The organism is Herbivorax alkaliphila (assembly GCF_030848475.1).
GTDB lineage: Bacteria > Bacillota > Clostridia > Acetivibrionales > Acetivibrionaceae > Herbivorax.
Map to the genome: position 1 here is coordinate 36,156 of NZ_JAVDDS010000024.1, position 23,334 is coordinate 59,489.

19 protein-coding genes are annotated in these 23,334 nt (G+C 32.0%); 12 read left to right on the forward strand and 7 right to left on the reverse strand.

The annotated features are described in order from the left end of the window. Positions 1–92: 92 nt before the first annotated feature. On the reverse strand, positions 93–2,201 hold the full coding sequence (locus RBH29_RS10250; RefSeq protein ID WP_306696723.1) for a glutamine synthetase III family protein: 2,109 nt from the start codon (positions 2,199–2,201) through the stop codon (positions 93–95). A 239-nt stretch (positions 2,202–2,440) separates the two neighbouring features. Then, positions 2,441–2,761, reverse strand: a complete 321-nt coding sequence (locus RBH29_RS10255; RefSeq protein WP_306696724.1) for a hypothetical protein — start codon at positions 2,759–2,761, stop codon at positions 2,441–2,443. A 455-nt stretch (positions 2,762–3,216) separates the two neighbouring features. On the opposite strand from RBH29_RS10255, the gene RBH29_RS10260 reads away from it, so the two are divergent. Both RBH29_RS10260 and RBH29_RS10265 read left to right on the forward strand, forming a co-directional pair. Next, positions 3,217–4,893, forward strand: coding sequence for a 2-oxoacid:acceptor oxidoreductase subunit alpha (locus RBH29_RS10260; RefSeq protein ID WP_306696725.1), 1,677 nt, complete (start codon positions 3,217–3,219; stop codon positions 4,891–4,893). 1 nt (position 4,894) lies between these two features. Beyond that, a complete protein-coding gene (locus tag RBH29_RS10265; RefSeq protein ID WP_306696726.1) occupies positions 4,895–5,746 on the forward strand; it encodes a thiamine pyrophosphate-dependent enzyme in 852 nt (283 codons plus the stop codon). A 91-nt stretch (positions 5,747–5,837) separates the two neighbouring features. On the opposite strand, the gene RBH29_RS10270 is transcribed toward RBH29_RS10265, so the two are convergent. Further along, positions 5,838–6,911 (reverse strand): LCP family protein, encoded by a 1,074-nt coding sequence (locus tag RBH29_RS10270; RefSeq protein WP_306696727.1) that lies wholly within the window; start codon positions 6,909–6,911, stop codon positions 5,838–5,840. 338 nt (positions 6,912–7,249) lie between these two features. Between RBH29_RS10270 and rbr the strand changes: the two genes are divergently transcribed. Continuing rightward, entirely contained in the window at positions 7,250–7,843 is a 594-nt protein-coding gene (gene rbr, locus RBH29_RS10275) for a rubrerythrin (RefSeq protein WP_306696728.1), read from the forward strand. A gap of 129 nt (positions 7,844–7,972) precedes the next feature. Here rbr and RBH29_RS10280 read toward each other — a convergent pair whose 3' ends face one another. Genes RBH29_RS10280 through RBH29_RS10290 form a run of 3 tightly spaced genes read right to left on the reverse strand, consistent with a single transcriptional unit; the run spans position 7,973 to position 10,481 of the window. Then, on the reverse strand, positions 7,973–8,329 hold the full coding sequence (locus RBH29_RS10280; RefSeq protein WP_306696729.1) for a hypothetical protein: 357 nt from the start codon (positions 8,327–8,329) through the stop codon (positions 7,973–7,975). 29 nt (positions 8,330–8,358) lie between these two features. After that, a complete protein-coding gene (gene floA / locus RBH29_RS10285) occupies positions 8,359–9,354 on the reverse strand; it encodes a flotillin-like protein FloA (RefSeq protein WP_306696730.1) in 996 nt (331 codons plus the stop codon). 56 nt (positions 9,355–9,410) lie between these two features. After that, entirely contained in the window at positions 9,411–10,481 is a 1,071-nt protein-coding gene (locus RBH29_RS10290) for a branched-chain amino acid aminotransferase (protein WP_306696731.1), read from the reverse strand. A 493-nt stretch (positions 10,482–10,974) separates the two neighbouring features. On the opposite strand from RBH29_RS10290, the gene RBH29_RS10295 reads away from it, so the two are divergent. The 5 genes from RBH29_RS10295 (at position 10,975) to RBH29_RS10315 (ending at position 17,191) form a co-directional block, all read left to right on the forward strand. Continuing rightward, positions 10,975–11,490, forward strand: a complete 516-nt coding sequence (locus tag RBH29_RS10295; RefSeq protein WP_306696732.1) for a YqeG family HAD IIIA-type phosphatase — start codon at positions 10,975–10,977, stop codon at positions 11,488–11,490. Between the two features lie 121 nt (positions 11,491–11,611). Then, positions 11,612–12,496, forward strand: a complete 885-nt coding sequence (aroE, locus tag RBH29_RS10300; RefSeq protein ID WP_306696733.1) for a shikimate dehydrogenase — start codon at positions 11,612–11,614, stop codon at positions 12,494–12,496. A 598-nt stretch (positions 12,497–13,094) separates the two neighbouring features. Continuing rightward, positions 13,095–15,272 (forward strand): CotH kinase family protein, encoded by a 2,178-nt coding sequence (locus RBH29_RS10305; protein WP_306696734.1) that lies wholly within the window; start codon positions 13,095–13,097, stop codon positions 15,270–15,272. A gap of 417 nt (positions 15,273–15,689) precedes the next feature. After that, complete coding sequence (locus RBH29_RS10310) at positions 15,690–16,493, forward strand: polyphosphate polymerase domain-containing protein (protein ID WP_306696735.1); 804 nt, start codon at positions 15,690–15,692, stop codon at positions 16,491–16,493. Positions 16,494–16,513: 20 nt separating this feature from the next. Further along, positions 16,514–17,191, forward strand: coding sequence for a DUF4956 domain-containing protein (locus tag RBH29_RS10315; protein WP_306696743.1), 678 nt, complete (start codon positions 16,514–16,516; stop codon positions 17,189–17,191). Positions 17,192–17,433: 242 nt separating this feature from the next. On the opposite strand, the gene RBH29_RS10320 is transcribed toward RBH29_RS10315, so the two are convergent. Then, entirely contained in the window at positions 17,434–18,966 is a 1,533-nt protein-coding gene (locus tag RBH29_RS10320; protein ID WP_306696736.1) for a S8 family serine peptidase, read from the reverse strand. Between the two features lie 497 nt (positions 18,967–19,463). Here RBH29_RS10320 and RBH29_RS10325 point away from each other — a divergent pair, with 497 nt between their 5' ends. The 4 genes from RBH29_RS10325 (at position 19,464) to RBH29_RS10340 (ending at position 23,142) form a co-directional block, all read left to right on the forward strand. After that, complete coding sequence (locus RBH29_RS10325; protein ID WP_306696737.1) at positions 19,464–20,594, forward strand: glycosyl hydrolase family 8; 1,131 nt, start codon at positions 19,464–19,466, stop codon at positions 20,592–20,594. A 225-nt stretch (positions 20,595–20,819) separates the two neighbouring features. After that, positions 20,820–21,890, forward strand: coding sequence for a tyrosine-type recombinase/integrase (locus tag RBH29_RS10330; RefSeq protein WP_306696738.1), 1,071 nt, complete (start codon positions 20,820–20,822; stop codon positions 21,888–21,890). Between the two features lie 182 nt (positions 21,891–22,072). After that, positions 22,073–22,522, forward strand: coding sequence for a GNAT family N-acetyltransferase (locus RBH29_RS10335; protein ID WP_306696739.1), 450 nt, complete (start codon positions 22,073–22,075; stop codon positions 22,520–22,522). A gap of 329 nt (positions 22,523–22,851) precedes the next feature. After that, entirely contained in the window at positions 22,852–23,142 is a 291-nt protein-coding gene (locus tag RBH29_RS10340; protein ID WP_306696740.1) for a hypothetical protein, read from the forward strand. The last annotated feature ends 192 nt before the right edge of the window (positions 23,143–23,334 follow it).

A 23,334-nucleotide genomic window follows, 5' to 3' on the forward strand; every position in this document is an offset into this window, starting at 1 on the left:
GTTGTTGCAGTTTAGAGAATGTTATAACCTTCAGGTGGAGTAGAATCTCCACCTGAAATTTTAGTATTTAGCGTATCTAAATAAGCCCAGTATTATACATTAAACAACAATTCTCCACAAGTTGGAAATGGCCACATTTTTTCATCAATTAATGTTTCTAGCTTATCAGCAACATTTCTTAAGTTTGACATTTTAACAAATATATCATCCTTATAAATTAGTGCTAAAGTATAAGTGTCAGAAGATGATTCGGAGGTTTTTTCCACTGATTTTTCTAAAAAAGATATATTTTTCTTTAAAGAAACAAGCAGGGAAGAAACTTCGGTCAAAAGTTCTGCTTGAGGAGTTATATCTACACCAAGACCTGTTTCTTTTATGGAATTTATAGAATTTGCAATGGTTGTAGTGAAATTTATTACTGAAGGTAAAATTTGTCTTTTTGCAATTTCAATTGTAGTTAAGGCTTCTATATTAATAGTTTTTATATAATGATCTAAAATTATTTCACAACGTGATTGAAGTTCGTGACGTGTTAGTATGCCGTGTTTTTCAAATAAATTTATATTTTTTTCATCGACAATTGTTTTAACTGCCTCTACAGTTGAAGTTATATTTGGAAGACCTCTTTTTGTTGCTTCTTTAACCCACTCATCAGAATAATTGTTTCCGTTAAAAATTACTTTTTTATGTTTAGAAACAATTTCTTTTAAAATCAGTTGAATTTCTGCGTTTCTATCTTGAGCTTTTTCTAATCTGTCTGCTATTTGAGATAGTATTTCAGCAACTATGGTATTTAGTGCAAAGTTTGGACCTGCAATAGAAGCAGAAGATGGAACCATCCTAAATTCAAATTTGTTTCCTGTAAAAGCAAAAGGAGTGGTTCTATTTCTATCAGTTGTATCTTTGGGTAGATTTGGAAGTGTTGACACTCCTATTTTTAATTCGCCACCTTTTTTGCAGGATTTTGCACCTCCATTTTCTATTTGTTCTAAAATATCAGTAAGCTGGTCACCGAGAAAAATAGATATTATTGCAGGTGGAGCTTCATTAGCACCTAAACGGTGATCATTTCCAGGGTTGGCAGCTGATGCCCTTAAAAGATCTGCATATTCATCCACACCTTTAATCACTGCACATAAAAACACTAGAAATTGTGCGTTTTCATGTGGAGTGTTTCCAGGATCCAATAAATTTTGACCATCATTTGTAGAAAGTGACCAGTTATTGTGCTTTCCAGAACCGTTAACGCCTGCAAATGGCTTTTCATGGAGAAGACATACCAGATTATGTCTTAATGCTACTTTCTTTAGTGTGTCCATAATAATTTGATTGTGGTCTGTAGCAATGTTTGTGGTGGTGAAAATTGGAGCTATCTCATGCTGGGAAGGAGCAGCTTCATTGTGTTTTGTTTTTGCTGAAACACCAAGTTTCCAAAGCTCCTGATCGAGTTCTTTCATAAAGAGTGAAATTCTTTCTTTCAAGGTTCCAAAATAATGATCGCCTAATTCCTGACCCTTAGGAGGTTTTGCACCAAAAAGAGTTCTGCCAGTTAAAATTATATCTTTTCGTTTTTGATATGTTTCCTTATCAATTAAAAAATATTCCTGTTCAGCTCCTACAGTTGTCATAACCTTAGAAGTAGTTGTGTTTCCAAAAATGTTGAGAACCCTAAGAGCTTCTTTAGATATAGCTTCCATAGAGCGAAGTAGAGGAGTTTTTTTGTCCAGTACTTCACCAGTATATGAGCAGAATGCAGTTGGAATGTAAAGAGTATTTTCTTTAACAAACGCAGGAGATGTACAATCCCAAGTGGTATATCCTCTTGCCTCAAAAGTTGCTCTGAGTCCTCCTGATGGAAATGAAGAGGCGTCAGGTTCACCTTTTATAAGTTCTTTGCCAGAAAACTCCATTATCACTTTGCCATCAGATGTGGGAGAAATAAAAGAGTCGTGTTTTTCAGCAGTAATCCCTGTCATGGGTTGAAACCAGTGGGAATAATGTGTAGCTCCCTTTTCAATTGCCCAATCTTTCATCGCATTAGCAACTATTTCCGCAACTTGAGGAGTAAGGGAAATTCCTTCATCAATAGTTCGTTTTAATGCTTTATAAGTAAGTTTTGGCAGACGCTCTCTCATAACAACATCATTAAAAACGCAAGCTCCGAAAACATTAGCTAATGAGTAAGTTTGTTCTTTATACATTTTGAAATCTCCTTTCACTAACCATACAAAAAAATAAAAAGACGCATCAATATAATTGTGAAACGCCTTTGAAAAGTAATCTTCTTTATATTTACACACTATACAAAAACAATAAAGTTTTTTTGTTGAATAAAGTATACTTACTTTACATTATATATAATAAACGTTTTTTAAAAAAATTGCAAGTCTAGCTATAGTTCGGGTATGGGCTAAAAACGGTTATATATTGATATAAAACCTTAAACATATGCTTTGTCTAAATTGGACTTACTTATATATCCGACATCTTCATCGGTATAATTATAAAATATATGCTGATGCATATTGACAGGTTCAAGACACCCTTCCATTTTATGAATATGTCCGTTGTAGGTTTTAACAGGAAAGCCTGTAAAACCTGAAAAACAGTGCACATGTCCCATATGTGAGGATATACCATAAAAAGTATGAAAGTGCAGAGCACCTATTCCTATCATGTAGTCAGTATAGCCAAGGATTTTATGCTTGTGACAGTTAGTTTCCTTACTTTCGAACCTATACTTGTGTATATGTGTCTGCATAAAAAAACCTCCTTGAAAAAAGTACTATACTATTAATTTATACAAAATATTATAATTTATTAAGACAAATTTTGTAACACGATAAATGCGAAAAAACTACAATATTTTCTTTTTTTGTTACACTAATAGACCCTACAATTTGACACACAACACATATTCCATATTTTTATATAAATGACATGCAATCTAGGAACTCGTTTAACTAAAGCTAAACATCAAGACTTCAGGTGGAGTTTTAGAATAAGATAAAACAGATAAGAGTTTTATTAAAAAATATTTAATTGTTTTTTTAATTAGTTTTTGTGGTAAATATTAAAATATACATAAGTAAAAATAAATAGCATTGGATTCTCATTGGCTAAAATTCGTTAAATCATAGGGATTTTGTTCTTGAGAATAGTGAATTATTTCTAAAGCATTGTTTACGAGAAAAAATTATAATTTGAGGTGAGAAAATGGATTACAATATTTTAGTTGGTGGAATGGCAGGGCAGGGAATGGATACTATTACATCTATAATTGAAAAGGCTTTAAAGAGAATGGGTCTAGAAATATTTACTATAAGAGATTACATGTCAAGGGTTCGAGGAGGTCATAATTTTACTCAGATTCGTTTTGGAGAAGAAAAAATTACTTCTCATAGAGATAAACTTAACGGTATAATAGCTTTTAATGATGAAACCATTTCGAATCATATTGAAAGATTAGAAAAAGAGGGGTTTATTATAGCTGATGAAAGTATAGAATATACTGATAAACGTCTTCTAAAACTTCCTCTAATGAAAAAGGCAAAGGAAATAGGAAATTTTAAAGTTTTTGGCAGTGTTGCAGTAGGAGCACTATTTAAGTTGTATAATCTTGATATATCTTTTTTAGAGAAAGTTTTAGAAGATACTTTTAAAAAAGAGGTGGCTTCTCAGAATATCAAGGCAATAAGAGCAGGAAATAATCTTGTTGATTCAATATACTATATCAATGCTTCAAAAGAAGATGATAAAATGTTGATAAATGGAAATGATGCAATAGCTCTTGGGGTTATTGCAGCAGGATGTAAGTTTTATTCGGCATACCCAATGACTCCTTCTACAAGCATAATGAATTATTTAGCAGGAAAAATGGAAGAGGCTAAAATTGTTGTTGAACAGGCAGAAGATGAGATAGCAGCAATAAATATGGCAATAGGAGCATCTTATGCTGGAACAAGAGCAATGACTGGTACTTCTGGAGGTGGCTTCTCTCTTATGGTGGAAGCTCTAGGGCTATCAGGAATACAGGAAATACCTTTGGTAATTGCAGAAATCCAAAGACCAGGTCCTGCAACAGGGTTTCCAACAAGGACAGAACAATCAGATTTAAAGTTTGTAATATCTGCATCTCATGGTGAATTTCCAAGAATGGTTATAGCACTTAAAAATCCTGAAGATTGTTTTTATCAAACCATGAGAGCGTTTAATATAGCAGATAAATATAGAATGCCTGTTATTATTTTAGGAGATCAGTTTTTAGCTGATTATACAACAACTATAAAACCCTTTAATGTCAATAAAGTAGAACTAAAAAGGCATTTTAACCATAAAGAGTATATGGATGGAAAAGAATATAAGACATATGAGATAACTCAAAATGGAATTTCACCAAGAATAATTCCAGGAAAAATAAAAGGCAGCAGAGTTTTAGTTGATAGTGACGAGCATGATGAATATGGAAGAATAACTGAATCACCTGAAGTAAGGATAAATATGAGTGATAAAAGACTTAAAAAAATGGAAATCTTGAAAGAAGAACTTATTGAACCGTCTTTTTATGGAGAAGATGAGCCTGAATTTTTACTTTTAGGATGGGGTTCACTTGAAGGACCTTTAAAGGAGGCAATTCAGCTTTTAAACACAAATGGCAACACTAAATATGGTGCACTGGTTTTTGGAGACATATGGCCACTTCCTTTAAAAATGCTAAATAAAATGTGTAAAAATATTAAAAAAGTTATAAATGTTGAACAAAATGCGACAGGACAGCTGGCATCTCTTGTGAGGGAAGAAACAGGTATTAAATGTGAGCATAGTATTTTAAAGTATGATGGAAGACCAATTAGTTCAGAAGAGATATACAATAAGTTGAGGGAGGTAAATTGATATGAAATGCAATTATAAAACATTTGACACAGCTTGGTGTCCAGGATGCGGAAATTTCAATATACTAGAAGCTTTAAAAACTACTCTTTGTGAGTTAAAGAAGCAACCTCACGAGGTTTTGGTGGTAGGAGGTATAGGCCAGGCGGCTAAAACACCTCAATATATAAATGTTAATGGTTTTTGTGGACTTCACGGCAGAGCCATACCTCCTGCTGCAGCTGCAAAGATAGCAAATAAAAATTTAACGGTAATTATTGATTCAGGAGACGGAGATACTTATGGAGAAGGTGGAAATCATTTTATTCACAACATAAGAAGGAATGTAGATATTACACACTTTGTACACAATAATCAGATATATGGACTTACAAAAGGGCAGGCATCACCAACTACTGATGTTGGGCATAAAACAAAGGTTCAGCCTGAAGGTTCTATAAATGTGCCTATGAATCCTGTATTCATAGCTCTATCACTAGGGGCAGGGTTTGTTGCAAGAGCCTTTAGTGGCGATAAGGCTAGTTTAGCTTCAATAATGGAAGAAGCAATTAACTACAATGGATATGCTCTTGTTGATATACTTCAGCCATGTGTAAGTTTTAATAAAATAAATACATTTTCATGGTATAATAAAAGAGTTTATAAGCTTGATGACAGTTATGATTATACTGACAAAACAAAAGCAATTGAAAAAGCTATGGAATGGGGAGATAAAATTCCAACAGGCATAATATTTAAAAAAGAATTTGAAACATATCATGACAGAGTTGAATTTCTTAAGAATGAAGACGCTCTAGCATATCAACAGCCAATTTCTAAAGAAAAGCTAGAGGACATGATGAAAGAATTTGTATAAACAAAACAGCCTGCACTTCATTTATAAATGAAGTGCAGGCTGTTTTGTTTGAATCATAGTAATTTATAAAAATTAAAGTTTTTATAAATTACTATTCTATTACTAAATAATATGTTCGGTTCATTATTTTTCCAGTGCCTGTAATGGTTATTGTTTCAAATTCATAGTCGTTAGAAATTATATCTCTAGAGAGCCCCATGTATGAGGTTAGAATATTTCCAACTCCTATACTGTGGCGTACATTTCTACTCAATGTGCCTAATAATTCAGGAAGTTTGTCTATATTTGATATTGTACCGTGTTGATCTATGAAAGCTTTTATGAAATTTATCTGATTTCTTTTTCTTTCAAAGTCTCCTAAATTTACAAGCTCACCATCTTCATCATAGTATTGTCTAAATCTCACAAAACCTTCGGCGTCTTCACCGTTAAGCCAGTTAGAGCCTTTATCAAGTTCAATTGAAAGATCTTGAAAAGGATCTCTATAATACATATCATAGGGGACATAAATGTTAACCCCTCCAAATAAATCTACCACTTCTGAAAATCCTTGAGGATTTAAACTTATATAATCATCTATTGTTATGTCAAAGACCTCATGTATCACATCAGCTAAAAAATTAATAGAGTATGGATTAAAATTTCCCTCATGAGATAAAAATGGGCCAATGTAGTGGGCACTGTTGATTTTGTAATAATCGGGACGGTTTCTATTATTTAAATCAAGATAGTGCCGAACCTTTAAATTGTAATCTATGTACAAATCTCTTGGTATCATTATAACTTTTAATTTTTTACTTTCTTTATCGATACTAAATATACCTATAGTATCATTAAGACCTGATAAAGAATCAGAACCTGTAAACAATATATTTTTACTGTTTGGAGAAACAAGCTGTTCTGAATACCTAGGTCCATCTGTTAAGCCATCAATAGCATCGTAGTCTATTTCTTCTTCTTCAGGTTCCGGTGTTTTTGGAGCTTCTTTACTTAAGAATGATTTAAATAAATTATTTGGATTTATTGTATCTAAGGTCTCTTCATATGTAATTGTGCTTACTGAATCTTGGGTACTAGTGAACCCCATTTTTGCCAGAAAAAGTATTAAGCTGCCAGCTATTAAAAATATGCAACTCCAAATAAGTACAGATTTTTTAAAACTCATTATAATAACCCCTAAATTTTATTTTAGCTTTTGTAAAGTAATACAGTACTATTTTATCATATTTTTTAGAATATTGGGGGAAAGTCTATGGTTTTAAAATAAACTTAAAACTATTGTAATAATATAATTTTTAACACATAAAAGATATCTTTTGTGTAGATAATTAATCAGAGCATTTTTCCTTGATATATACTAAAGGTGATTGAAAATATTCTATAAAGAAAAGTTACGCAGTTTAGAGAGTATAAAATTATATTTTAAAAACTTATGTTTTAATGTATAATGTTAATGGTATATAGAAAGTAACAACTAACAAATAACACAGGAGGTTTAATAAAATGAAAAGTTTAAAAGGCACAAAAACGATGGAAAATTTAATGAAGGCATTTGCAGGGGAATCTCAAGCAAGAAACAGATATACGTACTATGCTAGCGTTGCTAAAAAGGAAGGATATAAGCAGATAGAGGGAATTTTTATTGAGACTGCAGATAATGAAAAAGAACATGCAAAAAGATTTTATAAGTTTCTGTTAGCAGGGCTAGATGGTGAATTACCAGCTACAGTGGAAATAAATGCTGATTTTCCTGTTGCACAGGGTACAACATTAGATAATTTAAAGGCAGCAGCAGATGGTGAAAATGAAGAGTGGTCAGATTTGTATCCCGAGTTTGCTAAAGTAGCAGAGCAAGAAGGATTTTCAGATGTTGCAACAGCTTTTAAAATGATTTCAAAAGCAGAAGAAAGACATGAAATAAGATACAGAAAGCTGGCAAAAAATATTGCTGAAAATACAGTGTTCAAAAAGGATAATAAGATTTCTTGGAAATGCCGTAATTGTGGATATGTTCACGAGGGCGATAGTGCACCTGAACAATGTCCTGCATGTGTTCATCCAAAAGCACACTTTGAGGTTTTAGCAGAAAATTATTAGATTATAATAAGCACTTTGTCTTTTAGGACTAAATATAAAGTTTAAAGATAAATATCGAGGCTTCAGGTAAATTTAAAAAAAAATAAAGGAAGGGGATTAATAATCCCCTTCCTTTATTTTTTTTTAAATTTACCTGTGCCTTTTTCTAATAGACTTAGGTCTTCCAAGTATTTCAGAAAACACAATTCCACTTACAACTTCTTTCTCAGTAAGGTTTGAAAAGTCAGGCAAAATATCATTACGTTGATTTGAAGAAACATTATATGCATCTTCAGATTTTGGAGTTGTTTTATTTTTATCCACAACACCAGAATTATCGGGTTCTCTCTCTGTGTCAACAGATCTTTTTTTAGTTTTTTGAGCACCTTGAACCGTTCTTTGAGGTTTTGGTCTTTGTTGACGAACTCTCTGCGAAGGTACTTTTTTATTAGTTCCTTGAATTTCATTTGAAATATTTTCAAGGATGTCAAAAAGAAAATCACTCATAACTAAACAACTCCTTAAACTATAAAAGACTATTTCTTATCGGGTTTATCAGTATTTTTTTTGCCTGCATCAGATATACTTTCTCTCATTTGAGTATCTGATATTACGTTTTGCATGTTGTAATAGTCCATAACTCCAAGTTTTCCTTCACGCAATGCTGTAGACATAGCTTTTGGAACCTCTGATTCTGCTTCTACAACCTTTGCTCTCATTTCTTGGACTCTTGCTACCATTTCCTGTTCTTCAGCTACAGCCATAGCTCTTCTTTCTTCAGCTTTTGCCTGTGCTATACGCTTGTCAGCTTCTGCCTGATCGGTTTGAAGTTGTGCACCTACGTTTCTACCAACATCAATATCGGCAATGTCAATTGAAAGTATTTCAAATGCAGTTCCTGCATCTAAACCTTTACCCAATACAGTTTTAGATATTGCATCAGGATTTTCTAAAACCTCTTTGTGAGTGAATGCAGAACCAACAGTGGTAACAACACCTTCACCAACACGTGCTATAATGGTTTGCTCCCCAGCACCACCAACTAATCGATCGATATTTGCTCTTACTGTAACTTTAGCTTTGGCACGAAGTTCTATACCATCCTTTGCAATAGCAGCAATAACTGGAGTTTCAATAACTTTAGGATTAACACTCATTTGAACAGCTTCAAGAACATTTCTTCCTGCCAAATCAATTGCTGCAGCTCTTTCAAATTCAAGTGGAATGTTTGCTCTTTGAGAAGCAATAAGAGCATTTACAACTCTGTCAACATTTCCACCAGCTAAGTAATGGGCTTCTAACTTATTTGTTGCAAGATTTAGCCCTGCCTTTGTTGCCTTAATTAGAGGGTTTACTACTCTTGAAGGAACAACCCTCCTAAATCTCATTCCTACAAGTGTAAAGATTCCTACTTTTACATTAGCAGCACGAGCAGAAATCCAAAGACCTACAGGAATAACGGTAAAAAAGATAGACAAAAAAACAATTGCAGCACCTATTATTAGAAGAATTACTATAGGGTCTACGTTCATAAAAAATCTCTCCTTTCATGTTTGTTATTATATTTTATTGCTAAAAATAAACAATATTAAAGTACTTCCACTGTCCAGTCAAAATTATCTTCAATTTTTCCATATTGTATACCAGTCAAAGTGCTGTAAATTTTAGAAGAAAGTGAACCTATTTCACCATTATTAATCTTTATGATATTATCATTCCAGTTAAGTTCCCCTATTGGAGAAATAACAGCAGCAGTACCAGTTCCAAAAGCCTCAATAAGTTTACCTTTTGAATGGGCTTCATATATTTCGTTTATATCAATTTTTCTTTCAGTTACTGTAATACCCCATGACTTTAAAAGTTCGATAGTAGAACTTCTTGTTATTCCTGGCAGAATACTACCTTCTAAAGAAGGTGTGATTATTTCACCGTCTATATTGAAAAACACATTCATTGTGCCAACTTCTTCAACATATTTCCTCTCAACACCATCTAACCACAGTACCTGTGTATAGCCTTTATTCTTTGCTTCTATCTGTGCCTTTAAGCTGCTGGCATAATTTCCAAGAGTTTTAGAAAAGCCGACACCTCCTTTGACTGCACGTACATATTTGTTTTCAACATATATTTTAACAGGATTTATTCCTTCTTTATAATATGCACCAACTGGAGATAGAATTATTATAAATTTGTAAGTTAATGAAGGTCTTACACCTAAAAAAGGATCTGTAGCAATGATAAATGGTCGTATATAAAGTGAGGTGCCTTCTGCATCGGGAATCCAATCTTTTTCAATACTTACAAGTTCTTTAACAGCATCTACTGCAAATTTTGTGTCTATATAAGGTATGCACATTCTATCATTTGAAAAATTTATTCTTTCCATGTTTTTTTCAGGTCTAAATAGAAGTATTTTTTCATCCTCAGTTTTGTAGGCTTTAAGACCTTCAAAAATGGCCTGACCATAATGAAAAACCATTGTTGAAGGATCAAGTTGTAAAGGTGCATAGGGAACGATTCGTGGATCGTGCCAGCCTTTACCTTCTGTATAATCCATTATAAACATGTGATCAGTGAATAATTCCCCAAATCCTAAATTAGATGGGTCTGGTTTTTCCTTGGGATTTTGAGTTTTTTCAAAACTTATTTTAAATGACATTTTAATTACCCCTTTCAGTAAGAAATCTAATAACTTCACACTAGATAGTGGAAGAAAATTTAGTATAAAGAATAAAATCATTATCAATAATATCTTTTAAAAATTATATCATATCATGGTTATAGCTGCAATCAAAGTATTAGCATTGTTTAAGACAAACTATGTTATCTTTAAAGTATCTTTTTAAAAGCCCTGTAATTTAAGTGAAAGAGCTAATAATGAAGGGGTTCTGAGTCCAAAGCCTTTATTTTAGCTTGCAATTAAGAGTTTGAATATAAAAGTTTTCTAATAAAAACAAGCTTTTTAAGGAAAATAGTATATATATATTATGCAACTTTTTCTTATAAAAATCCAGTACTTTTAAAAAATTGATGAAAAAATTATTAAAAAACAGTTAAAATAAAAATTTATTTTATTGCTATTATGTTTTTATGCTGTTATTCTATTAATAGGATTTTAATTTTAAACTTAGATTAAGGTTTTGGAGGAAAAAATGATTAGTAGATTTTATCCTGATTTGATTGCGGAGGATGTTAAAAAAATAGATTTAAATTATTTAATTGATAATAATATAAAGGGACTTATTCTTGATATTGATAATACGCTTGTACCTGACTATATAGAGGAGGCAGGGGTTGATATTATTGATTGGTTGGATAAAGTAAAAAAAATGGGGTTTAAAGTTTGTATAGTTTCTAATGCCTCTCAAAAAAGAGTTTTAAAGTTTAATGAGAAGCTGGGGGTTGATGCAATATCACGTGCTTCAAAACCGAGAAAAAAGCCTTTTTTAAAGGCAGTAAAACTTATGGGAATTAGACCAGGACAAATTGCTGTTATTGGAGATCAGGTTTTTACCGATATTTATGGTGGAAACAAACTTAATATGTTTACTATATTAGTAACCCCAATAGCTGTTAAAGAATTTATTTTAGTCAAAATGAAAAGAAGGGTAGAAAAATTTGTTTTGGCAAGACATGCCAAGACAACCAGAAAAGAACTTGAAGAGTGAGCTCGTTTAGCTAAAACTAAATATAGGGAATTTAGAAGGAAATTCTATTTCAACTGAAAATTACAAAAAGAATTCCACTGTATAGAAGGTGGAGTCTTAGAACAGGATAAAGGAGATAAATATGAATATTGATGATAGAGTAACAGGACAAACAAAATTAATAGGGCTTATTGGAAATCCCGTTGAACATTCTATTTCACCAATGCTTCATAATTCACTTAGTTCACTTTTAGGATTAGACCTTGTATATGTGCCTCTAAAAGTGGAAAAAGAGGATTTGCATACTGTAGTTAAGGCTTTAAAAGCTTTAGATTTTGTAGGGTTTAATGTTACTATTCCATATAAAAAAGAAATAATGAAATATATTGATGACAATACAATAGAAGCAATTTTAATGGGAGCTGTAAATACAGTTAAGAAAATTGATGGAAGACTTTGGGGTTATAATACAGATGCAGAAGGCTTTTTAAGGTCTTTTAAAGAAGAGGCAAAAACTTCTTTTAAAGGGAAAAAGGTTGTCTTAATAGGAGCAGGAGGTGTGGCACGTCCTGTGGCTGTGAAAATTGCATCAGAAGGGGCAGAAAAAATAAGTATTGTGAACCGTACTAAAGAAAAAGCCATAGATCTTGCGGAAGTGGTAAATGAAAATGTAAATGAAGTTGTTCAGGTGTATAATTTTGAAGACAAAACATTTAAAATGGCTTTTGAAGAAAGCGACATAATTATAAATACTACATCTGTGGGGATGACGCCTGATGTTGAAGAAACTCCTGTAAGTGGAGATTACTTTAATGAAAATCAGATTGTATATGATGTAATATACAATCCAGTAGAAACAAAATTACTATCAGATGCAAAAAATAAAGGATGCAAAACAATCAATGGTTTAGGTATGCTTTTTTATCAGGGAATTAAGGCATATGAAATATGGACAGGGGTTAAACTTTCAGATGAAGATATTAAAAATATTTATGGCTCTTTTAAAGAAATTCTTGATAGTAACTAGAAAAAAATATTTGAGTTTCTGATAATTTTCAGAGACTTTTTTTAATGCTATTTTAGAAATTTTTATACTTAGGATATTCTATAAAAATGGTTATAAAACAATTATTAGAGATGTATGGGTGCATATATTAAATGTAAAGAACAACTTAACATGCTCTACAATCTTTTATCCATATTTTCATTTACTTAAATGACATACACTAAGATGTGTTGAAGTGTTGAAATATTGGCAGGTATGTGAGTATAATATATATAGGTATAATATGAAAGTATAATTTAATATAGTTACAAAGATTTATATTTAATTATGAAATTATTGTATTAATAAATCTTTTTTGAAATATTATATACATAGTTTTGAAACAGTCTTTTTAGCATATCATTTATGTTTTGAAGTTTTGTGGCAAAGTAAAAGACTTCAAAGGGAAGTAGATCTTGTCATAGACTTCTATTTTGTGGAGAATTCAAATTTTAATGTTCAGTGAATTGTATACAAGAACTCAGATTTATTATTATGAAATTTTAATTAAAAACAGAAAAGTGGTTTAGAATATCTGTTTTTAGTTATTATATAATTTTTATTTTAGGAGGTTTTAAATTTGAAGAAAAAAGTATGTAGTTTGCTGGCTTTGACAGTTCTATTGGTTGGAGCAATAGTCTCTAATGTTGTTGCCCAGTCAGATGAGGCTTTAGAGCCTACCTTTTCACTAAAAGGGGGGTTCTATTTAGAACCATTTGAGTTATCTCTCACCACAGAGGAACAGGGTGCACGTATTTATTACACTACAGATGGCTCAGAGCCTGTTCCAAGGTCTCAAGGAACCTTTGAGTATACTGACAGCATATTAATTAGAGACAGAACAGAAGATCCTAACGTACTGTCAATGATATCTAACATATCAAATGATAGATGGCATGGCTGGCATGAGCCAGAAGGAGATCTTTTTAAAGGAACAACGATAAGGGCAGTTGCTGTAAATGAAGAAGGTTCATTAAGTGATATAGTTACACATTCCTATTTTGTAGATTCTGATGGAAACCAAAGATATAGTGTTCCTGTAATTTCTTTGGCAACTGATAGTAAGGGGCTTTTTGATGATGAAATTGGCTTATATGTAAATGAAAACTATTTGAATAGAGGACGAGAATGGGAAAGACCTGCTCATATTGAGTTTTTTGAAGAAGATGGTTCACTTGCTTTTTCTAGAGATGGTGGAGTTAGAATACATGGTGGGTATACAAGAAGATACGCTCAAAAATCTTTTAGATTGTATGCTAGATCAGATTATGATGAACAAAACTGGTTTGATTATAATATTTTTCCTGGACTAGAAGCCAGAGGATCTAATGGTGTACCTTTAGAGACTTTTAAGCGTCTTATACTGAGACATTCTGGTAACGACTCTCAATATACAATGTTTAGAGATGGTCTAATGCAGGGATTGGTGTCTCATCTTCAAGTGGACACTCAGGCTTTCAGGCCTTCAGTAGTATTTTTAAATGGTGAATTTTGGGGATTATACAATATAAGAGAACGTTTGGACAATAGGTATTTTCAAACTCACTATAATCTAGATAGGCACAGAGTTGCAGTTTTAGATTTTGGAGGAGGTAGTACAGAAGCAATTGATGTAAATGAGGGAACAGAGGAGGACTTAGAGGACTATAGGGACATGATAAGATACCTTGAACAAAATGATATAAGACAGCAAAGTACATATGATCACATTAATACATTGATGGATATAGATAATTTTATTGACTATCAGGTTTTTCAAATATTCTTTGCAAATACAGATTGGCCTTCAAACAATCAGGTTATGTGGAGATATAATACTGAGGATGGTGAATACAATCCAGATGCTCGTAGAGGTTTAGATGGCAGGTGGAGATGGGCAATAAAAGATACCGACTTTGGTTTTGGTCTTGCATATGGTGGACAGGTGGATCATAATACTTTGAGATTTGCTTCCACTGATGGAAGCGGTTTTGAAGCAAATCACCCATGGGCGGTATTTTTGTTCAAAACTCTTTTAGAAAATGATGATTTTAAAAAAGCATTTATAAATCGTTTTGCAGATCATATAAACACCATATTTGTTCCTGAAAGAGTAAATGATATGATTGATCAAAAAAGAGAAAATATAGTAGATGTTATTGCTGAACACAATAGGCGATGGATTAAAATTGAGGACTGGGAAGAAGAAATTGAAATAATGAGGGATTTTGCTGATAAGAGACCTTCATATGTGCATGGACATATAATGAATAAGTTTCATAATGATGGGGTTGCAGGTGAGACAGTGATTAACCTTAATGCTGATAATGAAAAAGGTTTTATAAGAATAAATTCAATAGACATAAATGAAAAAACCCCTGGAATTAAAAATCCAAATCAATGGGATGGAGTGTATTTTGAAGGAGTTCCAGTTACTATTGAAGCGATTCCAAAGGAAGGCTACCAGTTTGAAGGATGGGAAGGAATTGATGAAGAGAAAGAAACAATAACAGTTAATCCTCAAAATGGAATGAGTATAACAGCTGTATTCAAGGAGTCAACCGTAGAGCAGCAATTGATGGGAGATATAAACGGAGATAATATAATTGATTCTACAGATTACGTATTGTTACAAAGACATGTTTTAAATATTTCAGAGTTACCTTTAGAAGATAAATTTGCTGTCGCAGATTTAAATTTAGATGGAAAAATTGACTCTACAGATTGTGCTATACTAAAACGATATCTTCTAGATGTAATTACGTCATTACCTTATTAAGGGGTTTGAATTAGGTTAAGAATTATGTTAGAGTCTATCGTGTGAATTCAGTGAACTCGTTTAGCTAAAGCTAAGATCGAGGCTTCAGGTGGAGACTTAACTCCGCCTGAAGATTTATAAGAGCAACTCCACCTTATATAAAGTGGAGTTTTAGAATAAGATAAATGATTTGGTTTATCCTTTTTGTAAGACAGAAAAGCACATTATTTGACCAAAAAAAATTTACATTTCGAAATATAAGTTAAAGGTGCATTTAGTAAATAAATTATTTAAAAAATGAACCTAAATTTTTATCGCGTACGTATTTTATATTATGGCATCTTTAAAGTTTTATAGTTGGAAGGAGATGGTTTATGATTAATACCAATTGTTTTTTCGTTTTTTAATGAAAGACAACAAAGGGGGTGATGTAAAGCCATGGCGATAGAGGTTTTTAACAGATATGAGAAAAAATTTTTAGTGAGTGCACAAGTATATGAAGAAGTTCAATGTGAGCTCAGGAAATATATGGAACTTGATGAATATAACAAACTTCATCCATATTACACTATATCTAATATATACTATGACACAATGAATAATGAGCTTATTAGAAAGTCGATATCAAAACCTAAATATAAGGAGAAACTGAGGTTAAGAGGTTATGGAATACCTTCTTTAGAAGATAAGGTTTATTTGGAAATTAAGAAAAAAGTAAATGGACTTGTCAACAAAAGAAGAACAAAATTGGTACTAAAAGAGGCATATAGTTATTTGTATACTTCTAGAAAACCAGAGTACAAGGAATATATGAACAAACAGGTTTTAAATGAAATTGATTATTTTCTTAAAATGTATAACCTTGTACCGAAAATTTATATTGCATACGATAGAAGAGCGTTTTTTGGTAAAAACAATAGAGATTTAAGGTTAACATTTGACACAAATATAAGAACCAGAAGAACAGATTTAAGGCTTGAATTTGGTGATTATGGACAGAGGCTTTTAGATGACAGTGTTTATCTTATGGAGGTGAAAGCTGAAAAAAGTGTACCTTTATGGTTATCTAAGATGCTTAGCGATTTTAAACTTTACAAAACCAGTTTTTCAAAGTATGGAGTAGAGTATAAAAAAATGAAGAGTGAAAATGTTATAGAGGGGGAAAGTATTGAGTGTTTGAAACAATTTTTAATACCGCAATTACATCAGCAAAGTCAAACTTATCCTTTATTAGTCCGGTAATTGCAAATATAACTGATATTATGGATTCAACACCGGAGGATATGGAAGCAACCGCATCTTTTACTTATACTATAGCTACCATGGTAATTGCATTTGCATTAGGACTTTTAATTGCATTTACCTACATGAAAACGCATGCAAAGGGTAAGTATTCACAAAACTTTACACTTACAGTAATTATGATTCCAGCTGTTATTGCAATTATTATATTGCTAGTTGGAAGTAGTGTGGCAAGAGCTTTTAGTTTAATGGGTATATTTTCAATTATTAGATTTAGAAGTGCACCAGGAGACCCTAAAGATATTTCTTATATACTTTTTTCAGCAGGTGCGGGTCTTGCTTGTGGAGTTGGATTAATGTCGCATGCTGTACTATTTACGGCTTTAATATGTGCATTTATGTATGTTTTAAGTGTAACAAATTTTGGAGATAAAAAAACATATGTAAAACAGCTTAAAATTGTTATACCTGAGGATTTGGATTATCAAGGTGTTTTTGATGAAGTACTTTTGGAATATACTTCAAGTTATGAGTTAAAAAGAGTCAAAACTACTGATTTGGGTACGCTTTTTGAGCTTGCATATGTGGTGACAATGAAAGAAGATGCAAATGAGAAAGAGTTTTTAGATGAACTAAGATGCAGAAATGGAAATTTAAATATTGTACTATCAATGAATGCAGAAAAAGCGGATTATTAAGTAGTGAAATAGAGAGATTTTCATGAGGTTCTATAATAAGAGAGAATAATTTAAAGATTGGGGTTTGAGAAATACTTTTAGTATCATTAATTGGGTATATGTTAGATATAAAAGTTTAAATTACAAATAAATAAAGATTATGGAACCGACATTTTTAGAGAATTTGATTAAAATTATTTTGTCAGAAAAGTTTATATAGTATTCCCACAGCAAAATGCTGTGGGAATACTTATTGTTAAAAGTTAAAGCTCATCTATTATTTCAAGAAGATACTTTGTTAAAAGTACATAATCAGAAGAATTGATTACACCATCGTCGTTTATATCCGCAGCATTTTTGCCTTCTGGATGGGGAAACTCATCTATTATTTCAAGAATATACCTTCCCATTAGAGTTAAATCAGTTGAATCGATAACATTATCTCCGTTTACATCTCCTTTTATTTTTTCTACAGGTTCTTCAAATGAGTCATTGACAGCCAATAGAGCAGCGTGTGCATCTACAATGCCGTAACCAAAATAATATTTTTCACCTATATCTTGAGCGGTTTCTATCAAAATATTTCGTATATCATAAGAAGATATATCCTTGTCTAAAGATCTCATAAGACCTGCTATAGCTGAAACCTGGGGGGCAGCAATGGATGTACCTGAATCATGTGTATAGTTATTTTCAGGTATTGTGCTGTATATAAAAGTGCCTGGAGCTACAAGTTCGAGTTTTTCTCCATAGTTAGAAAAGTTAGGTCTTTCTTTGTTTGCGTCTATGGCTCCAACAGCAATAACACTGTCATATGATGCTGGATACATAAAATCCGAAACACCTTCGTTTCCAGTTGCTGATACTAAAACAGAGTCTCTAGAATAAGCATAGTTGCATGCGTCTCTTATTCCTCTAGAATAGTATTCTCCCCCAAAAGACATATTTATAACATCTGCATTTATACTTGAAGCATAAAATATACCTCTTTGTACATCAAAAGATGATCCCAATCCATCTTCGTCTAAAACTTTTATTGGAATCAGTGTTGCCTCTTTCATAATACCTGAAATATTACCATAACTTGCAATGGTGCCTGCAATATGTGTACCATGACCAGCATCATCCATCATGTCATTTCCAACGTAAGTTCTTCCTAGTTCAGTATCTACAATCTCTTCAAGACTTTGGTGAGTGTAGTCGATACCAGTATCTAAGACAGCAATTTTGATATCTTTAGAACCAGTGGTTATATTCCATGCATCAGGAATATTAATCATGTTATAGTACCATCTTTGATTAATATGCATACTTGTTGTATCATCTTCAAATGATTTTACAGTATAGTTTGGTTCAATATAATTGACATTGAATCCATTTTCAATAAGGATATTTTCAAGACTTGTAATAGCAGTTTCAATACAATCATATTTATCAGGATATTCAACCAGTGAGATATCTCCGATATATTCCATTAATTGTTCTTCTAAATTATTTTTTTGATTTTGAATTGAAAAACTTTGAAACTCATAATTGGTATATAAATCATTAAAGAGAGAATCTATTACGTTAAAACCGTTTAATTCCATTGTAGAAAAAGGGTCTGAAGTTGAATTGCGTGTGCTCTGGATTGAAAAATCATATTTGTTTTCAAGAGAGACAATGAGCTGTCCTTCGATGTACTCAGTCAATTCCTCTTTAGTTATTTGATTAATGTTGGAATCTGAAGCTGATGCAAAACTAAATGAGGAAAAGATTAAAATGACAATTATAAAAGTGAGCTTTTTTACTTTCATATTCATACCTCCCCAACAAAAAGTCTATATATTTAATTATACAGCAGATACCGACAATTTTCCAAGTGGTATTTTGTAAAAAAATTTATTTAATTCAAAGATTTTATTGGCATTTACTTATTAAAACAAATTTTTTAGCATTAATATTAAACCAACACATAATATTGTTTTTGAAAATTGGTTTAGTAATGTTGATTATAAAAAATGTTATTTAGATATCAGATAAAAAATTTGACAACATTGTTATATCGATATAAAATGTGATTATCAAAGTGAATTCGTTTAGCTAAAGCTAAATACCGAATATTCGGATAGAGATTCTACCCTATCTGAAATTGTTTGTCTATGTAGCCCAGGATGCAAAGTATCATTGAAGGGAACTATAAGGTTTCTTGGCAAATTCATGAGCAATGGCGAATTGTTGGCTTATTAAGTGGTATTTTTAAAAGGTCTTGTCTATCTATTACTGATTTTAATGGAAAAGAAAGGAGTTTAATATGAGAGGTGCATTTTATACTGGAGAATATAGAAATATATTCAAAGAGTTTGGTTATAGTGAAAAAGAAATTGAACAAAAGCTTGATGATGTTTATAAAACAATTTTTTATGGTTCAGATGATGAAAGGTTATACCATCAAGTAAGTAACGATATGGCATATTTCGAGGATACTGGAAATAACGATGCGAGAACTGAGGGAATGTCATATGCCATGATGATGTGTGTGCAGAGGAATTGGAAAAAGGAATTTGACTGTCTTTGGAAATGGGCTAAAACCTACATGTGGATGGAAGATGGAGAGAATGCTGGTTACTTTGCTTGGTCTGTAGCACCTGATGGCACAAAAAATGCAGATGGTCCAGCACCTGATGGGGAAGAATATTTTGCTATGGCACTATTTTTCGCTTGGAAGCGCTGGGGTGATGGTGAAGGTATTTTTGAATATTCTAAAGAAGCCAGAGAGATTTTGAGAGAATGTGTTCATAAAGGTGAAAATGGAAGACCAGGACGTTCAATGTGGGATCCTGACAATAAGCTAATTAGATTTGTTCCAAGTTGTGATTTTACAGATCCATCATATCATATGCCCCATTTTTATGAATTATTTGCTTTGTGGGCAGATGAAGAGGACAGAGAGTTTTGGAAAGAAGCTGCAAAATGTAGCAGGGAGTATTTGCAAAAATCCTGTCATCCTGTTACAGGGCTTGCACCTGAGTATGCTCACTATGATGGAAGTCCATTTATGAAGGATAATAGAGAAAGGTATTATAGCGATTCTTATAGGGTAGCTGCTAATATTGGGTTGGATTTTGAATGGTTTTGCAAAGATGATTGGCAAAGTACATGTGCTGACAATATTCAGAAATTTTTCTGTGAAACTGTTAAAGGTAAAATAGATATGGTATATGAAATAGATGGAACAATTATTGATGAAAAAGCATTGCATCCAGTTGCAATTATTGCAACAAATGCACAGGCGTCTTTGGCAAGTAGTGGAAAATATAAAAAAGAATGTGTTGATTTGTTTTGGAATACACCTTTGAGAACAGGTGATAGACGTTATTACGATAATTGTCTGTATCTATTCGCAATATTAGCACTAAGTGGTAATTATAGAATTTGGAATTAAATTACAGCTTGGTGGATTGATATTTTTAAATCATTAAATAAGAAATAATAATAAAAAATTGAACATTAGAATTCTAATGTTCAATTTTTTATTTAACTGAAACTTGGTTAGCTAAAATATATATCGCTAAATTTAAGACATTTGATTTTTTATTACAATAGATGTATAATTACTATATACCGAACAAGTGTTCGGGAAATTTTATTGAATTGTAGGTGAAATTTTATGTCTTTAGTTGTAAAAAATTATTCTAGAGGGCGACTAGCGGTACAGATTCCATATTCTTTAGAAAATGTTGAAAAAATTAAGCAAATCACTGGACGAAGGTGGGAGAAATTTGATAAAATATGGAGTATACCAAATGAAAAAGAATCAATTAAAGATTTATTTAAGTTGTTTAAAGGTTGTAATATTATATGTGACATAATTGAATGCAATAGCTTAAATGATACGGTGATAAAGGGATTGAAAAACGAATTAGTTCTTAGGAATTATAGTTTTAAAACACAAAAAGCTTATTTAAATCATATTAAAAGGTTTTTGGATTATCATAATAATCCAAAGATTAAGGAGTTCACCAAAAATGATGTGAAAATGTATTTGCTAAAGGAAATTGAAAAAGGAAAAGCAATTTCATATGTTAATCAGGCTTTTAGTGCCCTTAAGTTTTTATTTGCAGAGACAAAAGGGAGTAATAAGTTCGATTTTGATATAGTAAGACCAAAGAAAGAGAAAAAACTTCCTAATGTTTTGAGTGTAATTGAAGTGTTTGAAATTATTGAAGCAATCAAAAATGTTAAGCATAAAGCAATTATTATGTTGATATATTCAGCAGGATTAAGAGTTAGCGAGGTAGCAAAACTAAAGGTAGAAAACATTGACAGCGAAAGAAATCTAATTTTTGTAAAAGGAGCTAAGGGCAAAAAAGATAGGTATACACTTTTATCCAATATAGCATTAGAAATTTTGAGAGACTACTTTAAGCTGTATAAACCAGAAAGTTGGCTTTTTGAAGGTGCGAAGGAAGGGAAACATATTACAGAAAGATCTATACAAAAAGTTTTTGGAAGAGCTGTGTTTAAAGTAGGTATAAAGAAAAAAGCATCAGTACATACATTGAGACATTCGTTTGCGACACATTTATTAGAAAGTGGAACAGATTTAAGGTATATTCAAGAGTTGCTTGGACATGAAAGTTCAAAAACAACTGAAATATATACTCATGTAAGTGAAAAGGATTTTGGGAAGATTCAAAGTCCTTTAGATAGAATTATGAGAGATAAAGAAAAAAGATAATGGGTATTCACGAACCTATGTTCGTGAATACTATGTACAAAAAGAAGTAACTACGAACATAGGTTCGTAGTTAGAGAAGATCTCCGACATATCCTGTTTTTTCCGCCATCCATGGCGGAGTTTTGATAGGAAAAATCTTTGGAGAATAGCGGTTTTAAATGAGATAAATTAGGGGTGAAAAAGTGATAGATATTAGAGAAGCAAGAAAAACTGATTTAAAGCATTTATTGCTATTGTATACACAATTACATAATAATCAAATGCCTATAATAGATAAAAATTTGGAACAAATTTGGAATGAGATTTTGTCCGATCCAAATCATCATATTATTGTTGGTATTGTTGAAGAAAAAATAGTTTCATCTTGTGTAATTATGATTATTAAAAATTTAACGCATAATCAGCAGCCGTATGCACTAATTGAAAATGTTATTACAAGCGAAGAATTTAGAGGAAAAGGATATGCAACTGAAATACTAAAGTTTGCAAAAACAATTGCTGAATCTGAAAACTGCTATAAAATTATGTTGATGACAGGTTCAAAAAAGGAATCTACCCTAAATTTCTACAAAAGAGCAGGTTATAATGACAAAGATAAAATAGCATTTATACAATGGATTGATAAAGAATAATAAAGTTTTAGTTGAATCTAAAGCCTATTTATGGAAACCGCATCCGTGTGGTTTAGCTGAATCACGGGTCAGGATACGTCGGAGATCAAAGCACTCACACAAGGGCCCATCAGGAAGAAAAGCTAACGATTGTCATCCCAGAGGTCATCCTGCCATATCGATTCGTCGGGCACGGAGTGCCGCCAAGGGGTATTCCTTACGGGTCCGACTCATCGACATCGTGAGTGCACACGATCTCCGACATATCCTGTTTGTCCGCCATCCATGGCGGAGTTAGTTAGGGTAAGGCTTTGAAGTTGCTGAAAATATGTAAAGGAGTGAGGGATTAGATGAAGTCAAAAGAAGAATTTTATAATGTTGTTCAAGAAATTAGATCAATTTTGAAAGATCCTAAAAACTTAAAGTGTTCATGTCCAAAGATTAAATGTGAATGGCATGGAAAATGTCAAGAATGTGTTACCTTTCATAGATATTATAAAGATCATGTACCTAACTGTTTTCAGCAGTTTATAAATGATAAAATAAAGGCGATAGCTCAAATTGGTGAATTAAATGTAGTTGAAAAAGAAAAAACGCCTCCTGAATACTGGGATTATGTTAAAGAACGAGATAAAGAATAGATTTTAAATCTAATATATAGTGTAATATAGCAAGATATTTTTCTTTAGTTATAGTGTAGTTTTGTTTTATCAAAACAGTTTACACAGTTTGTAGAATTTTAAATGATAGGGTAAACTAGGGTAAACTATTATTACTGAGGAAGTCCCATCCATGGGACTTTGCTGAATCACGGGTCAGGATACGTCGGAGAT